This window comes from Bradyrhizobium sp. Cp5.3 (assembly GCF_000426265.1).
Lineage (GTDB): Bacteria > Pseudomonadota > Alphaproteobacteria > Rhizobiales > Xanthobacteraceae > Bradyrhizobium > Bradyrhizobium neotropicale.
Map to the genome: position 1 here is coordinate 1 of NZ_AUFA01000108.1, position 5190 is coordinate 5190.

At 57.4% G+C, this 5190-nt stretch carries 4 protein-coding genes and 1 pseudogene; 1 reads left to right on the forward strand and 4 read right to left on the reverse strand.

The window, feature by feature from the left end; genetic code table 11:
- Positions 1–108 precede the first annotated feature (108 nt).
- From K289_RS47250 to K289_RS50000, 3 genes are all read right to left on the reverse strand, one after another.
- Positions 109–873 carry a GntR family transcriptional regulator gene (locus tag K289_RS47250; protein ID WP_198024893.1) on the reverse strand — a complete coding sequence of 255 codons (765 nt, stop codon included), beginning with the start codon at positions 871–873 and terminating at the stop codon, positions 109–111.
- 91 nt (positions 874–964) lie between these two features.
- On the reverse strand, positions 965–2011 hold the full coding sequence (locus K289_RS0140410; RefSeq protein ID WP_027556494.1) for a PLP-dependent cysteine synthase family protein: 1047 nt from the start codon (positions 2009–2011) through the stop codon (positions 965–967).
- Positions 2012–2285: 274 nt separating this feature from the next.
- Positions 2286–2840: a GNAT family N-acetyltransferase gene (locus K289_RS50000; RefSeq protein WP_198024894.1), complete on the reverse strand. Its 555-nt coding sequence runs from the start codon at positions 2838–2840 to the stop codon at positions 2286–2288.
- A gap of 502 nt (positions 2841–3342) precedes the next feature.
- Here K289_RS50000 and K289_RS0140420 point away from each other — a divergent pair.
- Entirely contained in the window at positions 3343–4749 is a 1407-nt protein-coding gene (locus K289_RS0140420; RefSeq protein ID WP_027556496.1) for an MATE family efflux transporter, read from the forward strand.
- Between the two features lie 114 nt (positions 4750–4863).
- Here K289_RS0140420 and K289_RS0140425 read toward each other — a convergent pair.
- Positions 4864–5190: pseudogene (locus K289_RS0140425) on the reverse strand (IS5/IS1182 family transposase); the annotation flags it as partial.

Below are 5190 nucleotides of genomic sequence, written 5' to 3' on the forward strand. Positions count from 1 at the left end.
CAGGTCCAACACCCAGCTTTCCTGCAAAATCGAATACCTTATCGAGACAAATTCTTTCTATCTTTCAGGCGGATCTGCATTCTTCACGAAGGACGATCTACCGTGCAATCACCCATTTTGCCTTGGCGCCCCACTGGCGTGCTTCGGCTTGGGTCGCAACTTAGTATCAGATTGGATATTCAAAGAATAGGAAAGTCGGTCAAAAGGAGCTTGCAGAATGCCGAATATCGTGAGGCCTTTCTTAGTCGTCGTGACCTTATGCAGACGACGCAACATTGGATAGCCATTTGGAATTGCGAATACCTCCGCAACTTTTCGAGCCGCGGTCGACGCGTCGATGAGGTAAGAGATATTCCGGATTCGAATCCCAAGTCGGCCCAGCGCCTCAGTTACTGGCCGCGCCGCAAATTCGTCAATGATGGCTTCATCGACATCCGGCGATAGATAGTTGGCGTCGTACGCGAGCGGCGGCTCGCCGGTGAAAGAGATCATCTTCCGCACGCAGAGCGTCGCCCCACCAGGTGGGTTGAACATTTCCATTGCCGGATCAGATATCTTCTCATTGGCAATAGATATCAGCCGTACATTTACCGTTTCCCAACGTGCGATTCCGTCACTAAGATCAATCAGGAATCGTCTTGGTTCCTTAACAAAGGTACCCTTGCCGGCGATCGCAGTGACCGCTCCGATGGCCCGCAAGTCGCGCAAGGCCCGCTTAATTGTAATCGGGCTGACGCCAAACTCGCTGCTGAGCGTTGCCGTGGACGGGATGGGGAGGTTCGGCAGATACGTGCCATTCTGTATGCGATTCAGAATCTCCTGACGGACTGACTCATGAAGAGATCGCGAAGCACGCAGTTGTGGAGTGATCACGAAGCTTCTCCGATTGCGTCCGCTCCACGTTTGATACCGGAGCAAGAACTATGCGCGAAGGCGCTGGTTTGGTCATCCATCGAGTGAATGGTCATGTCAGCATTGACGAGGAACGAGCGCGATCGCTCTCATGTCGCTGCGAGTTTCCAAAGAGCCAGCTATCCAACTGAGCCGTGATCCCCGGATCGAGCAGGTGGCGCTGTGCCATCCACTCGTCATCGAAAATCGTGCTTAGATATTTCTCGCCGCCATCGGCAACCATTGTCACGACCGTGCCGGTCAGCCGGCCGGCCGCGATGAATTCCATCGCCTTGTAAATGGCGCCGCCGGTCGATCCGCCGACCAAAAGCCCCTTGCGCCGAGCGAAATAGCGCGCCGTTTCGAAGGCTTGTACGTCAGTAACTTGTACCCCCTCGTCGATGCACACATAGTCCAACACCTTGCCGATGGCCTTGCCAGCCGGCGTTCCAGTGCCTGACTGATAGTAGGGATGCCCGGCCTTGCCGAACACGATGGAGCCGGCCGGCTCCACGCCGAGTGTGCGTATCATCGGATTGTGTCGCTTGAGCCCCTGCGCAACGCCGGTTATCGATCCGCCTGTCCCGACGCATGCTACGAACGCATCGATATCTGACGAAAGCTGAGCAACCAATTCTTCGACAAGACCGGCATAGCCCTTCGGATTTGCGGGATTGTCCCACTGATTCATGAACATAGCGCCGGGCAGCTGGGCTGCGAGCTGTTCCGCTATCCGCTGCCGCTCCACGATCGCGACCTCGTCCTCGGCAAAATCGCCCTCTGCGTAGCGAATCTCCGCACCCAGTGACCGGATTGTGCGAATCTTGTCGGGAGCAGCATGATGGTCGACAATGGCAATGAACTGCAGGCCGAACTCCAGTGCCGCGAGTGCCAGTCCTGTACCGGTATTTCCAGAAGACGATTCAATGATCGTGCCGCCTGGAGTGAGGCGACCGTCTTCAAGTGCGGCGACAACCATGCTTCGCGCCATACGGTCTTTCATCGAACCGCCAGGGTTGTTCTTTTCCAGCTTTAACACCAGACGGGCATCCCGGTCGGGGACTTCGATCGACATTACGGGCGTCTGGCCGATCAATTGAGTTACCGTCGTGGACAGCATCAAGCTTCTCCAACTGCTTTCCAACAAAGACTAAGACGCTGCGAAGGGGCTTCCGCGCCGCGATCAGGCTGACGCCGATATGGTTCCACATCGATCCCTGCGACACACCGCACATCAACCGGATCAGGTGCTGTAGACGAGCTGATCATTGAGTTGCGAGATGGCGAAGGTCGCAAACCGAGTACGAGAAACGTTGTGAGGAGATAATTGTGACGAACAGACGTGAAGCCCTCGTGCACGCGCAGCCGCAGCGCTCAAACGGCAGTAGCGATCGTCATCTCAGGCCGATCTCATACTCAAGGATATTCTGGGGCCCGATTGGTCCGGAGCAAAGCGCACCTGTGTCACGAAAACCCCATTTCAGATAAGCCCCTCTAGCTGCGATGTTGCGCAGGTTCACGCTCAGCATGAGACGATCGATGCATGGTCGGTTTGTCGAGAGCCATTGAGCGGCTAGCCTCACGGCCGACCTGCCATAGCCGTGGCCCTGGTGTTCGCGGCTAACTCGAAAGCTATGCAAGGTGACCGCATCCGATGGTGCCCATTCGGGGAGCGCCTCTCTTTCACGCAGGACAAAGAAGCCGATGATCTCCCCGGCCACAACAACGGAGAACGGGTGCTCGAGTTCGTGGCGCGAGCTATTCCGAAGCTCAGAGAATACGAAATCCAGGGCGCCCGCAAACTGCTCCTGCTCCCGGTCAAGCGTCAAATGAGCGACCAGCCGATAATCAGCACGAGACAACGATTCCAGGTTGGTGCCCTCGTCGGATGTCAAGTCATTGGATCGATCACCGCGTTTGCTGACAACAGAGTGTGATTGACGTCGCACGCGATGCTCCTCGGAAGTGACCCGGACGAAAGTGGCGCGATCAGAATGGACGTGCCCCTTAAACTCAATCAACTACAAACGTTGGTAGGTGGATTTCTGCGAGCTTACGTGTTGGGAGTTCACCGCCTACGATGCGGAATGTCGGATTTCAGACGTGCTTGTCATGGCCAGGACAAGAGTCGCGAAGAAATGGATCTAGAAAACTGCGTTATCGTGCCTGGCACGAGAAAGGCGGACGGCATCCGGCACCGCTTCCTGAAGGATTCCTAGCCATGACGCATAGATCCGTCGTATCGACGTGCAAGAATGCCGATGCACTGACGCTATTTGCGTCTGCATAGGCGCACGGCCACGCACGGGCTTACGCGGTGACCGCCCTGCCGAGACGTGGTGTGCCGGACACTATTCAAAGCGTCGGCTTGCGAGCCACCTTGCCATACGTGTTCTCCACTAAACGCGCGCGAGCTCTGAGACCGCGGCGTAACCAGCAGCAAAGGCGTCAATGAACAAGATGGCTGAAGCAAAGCCGTTGTTGGCTTCGCAGAACGAACCAATCGGCACGGCGGCTTACCAACACTTTGGCATGGAGCTCAGCGAAACCGCGAAACTAGCCCTACCGATTGTGTTGGCGCAGGTTGGCCAGATCACGATGATGACGACCGACCTTGTTTTTATTGGGCAACTCGGTGCCGAGGCGATTGCCGCAGCAGCGCTGGCCGGTAGGGTCTATCTCATGAGCTTCACCTTCAGTGCGGGATTGCTAGCGGCGATCGTACCCCTGTCGGCACAGGCCTTCGGGGCCAATAATCGAGCCGTGGTGCGGCGCGCGGTCCGCATGGGGCTTTGGGCGGCGCTACTGTCATCGTTCCCGATCATGGCGTTTGCACTGGACGGAGAGCAAATACTTCTCGCTCTTGGCCAAGCGCCCGCCGCGGCGCGGCTCGCCCAACAATACTTGTTCGGACTGACCGGGGGCGTGGCGCCAGCGCTATGGTTTCTGGCCTTGCGCAATTTCATGAGTGCAGTCGGTCGGCCCGAGCCGGTCTTATGGATTACTCTGGCGGCTATTCCCTTGAATGGCCTGCTGGTTTATCTGCTGATCGACGGGAAGTTCGGCCTGCCCAGGCTGGAGTTGTTCGGGGTTGGCCTTGCCACCACCCTGGTGAACTTTGCTACATTCTTGGCAAGTGTATGCTTCGTACTGCTGCAACGTCCGCTCCGAGACTACCACGTGTTTACTCGTCTCTGGCGCTTCAATGGGCATTCGATGCGGCAGCTGATCCTGATCGGTATGCCAATCTCACTCGCCTCCTTAATGAGCTACGGCCTATCCTTAGCCGCGTCTCTGTTAGCGGGGCTGATCAGCACGCACGCGCTCGCCGCGCATCAGATTGCGTTTCACGTCGCGGCGATCTTGTTCATGGTTCCATTCGGCATCAGCATGGCGGCAGCGGTGCGCGTTGGCCAGGCCGTTGGCCGCAACGACGGTCCTGGAATGAAACGAGCTGGCCTGGCCGCGATGCTATTCGGTTTGGTCATCACCGCGATACTGACGCTCGCCGTAATTGCCGCTCGTTTTGAGATCGCCGAGATGTTTTTGGACGGATCTGGCCCCCATACCGGCCCAACCATTTGGCTCGCTGCGGAGCTCCTTTCTGTAGCAGCGGCGTTTTTTATCACCGATGCCGTGCAGAGTATCGCGGCGGGTAGTCTCAGCGGATTGAAGGACACGCGAGTTCCGCTACTATTCGCCGGCGTCGCTTATTGGCTGGTGGGCTTCCCGCTCAGCTACGTGCTCAGTTTGAAGATCGGCCTTGACGCCATTGGTATCTGGATTGGATTGTCGATCGGAAAGGCCCTCTACGCAGCGCTCCTGGTCGTCCGCTTTCTGCTGCTGACGAGCAAATGAAAATGCCCTTCTAAAAAGCGACCTTCGTTACCAGGCGGGTTTTTGACCGAAGAGATTGCCGAGCAGCGCCCAACCGGCACTAGTCCCCCGTGAAGAACGCGGGCGAGTAGTGATTTAAGCGATCTTTTGAGCCGGGACAGTTTCGGCGAGCTGTCGGATAAGGGCGCGCAAGAGTCCTGCGAGCCATCGCAGGAGCAGGCCAAAGTTGTAGCCGGCAGCTGCAAGGACGGCGTTGATGCGGTCGCCGAGGCGTCCCTTGAGATAGTTGCGGTCCATGCGGTGCTCGGCCTTGACGTGACCGATGACAGGCTCGACAGCCGCGCGACGCTTCATCTCACGCCGGATGGAAGCCGTGACACGGCGGACCTGACCCGAGATCCAGACCCTGAACCGATGCGGGTAGTTGTGGCCGCGATACCCTTTGTCGACGTGGATGCGACG

What these genes read in the sequence shown, in the direction of transcription:
- K289_RS0140420 (WP_027556496.1), top strand. Translation starts at nt 3,343, where the DNA reads ATGAACAAGATGGCTGAAGCAAAGCCGTTGTTGGCTTCGCAGAACGAA.
- K289_RS0140410 (WP_027556494.1), bottom strand. Translation starts at nt 2,011, where the DNA reads ATGCTGTCCACGACGGTAACTCAATTGATCGGCCAGACGCCCGTAATG.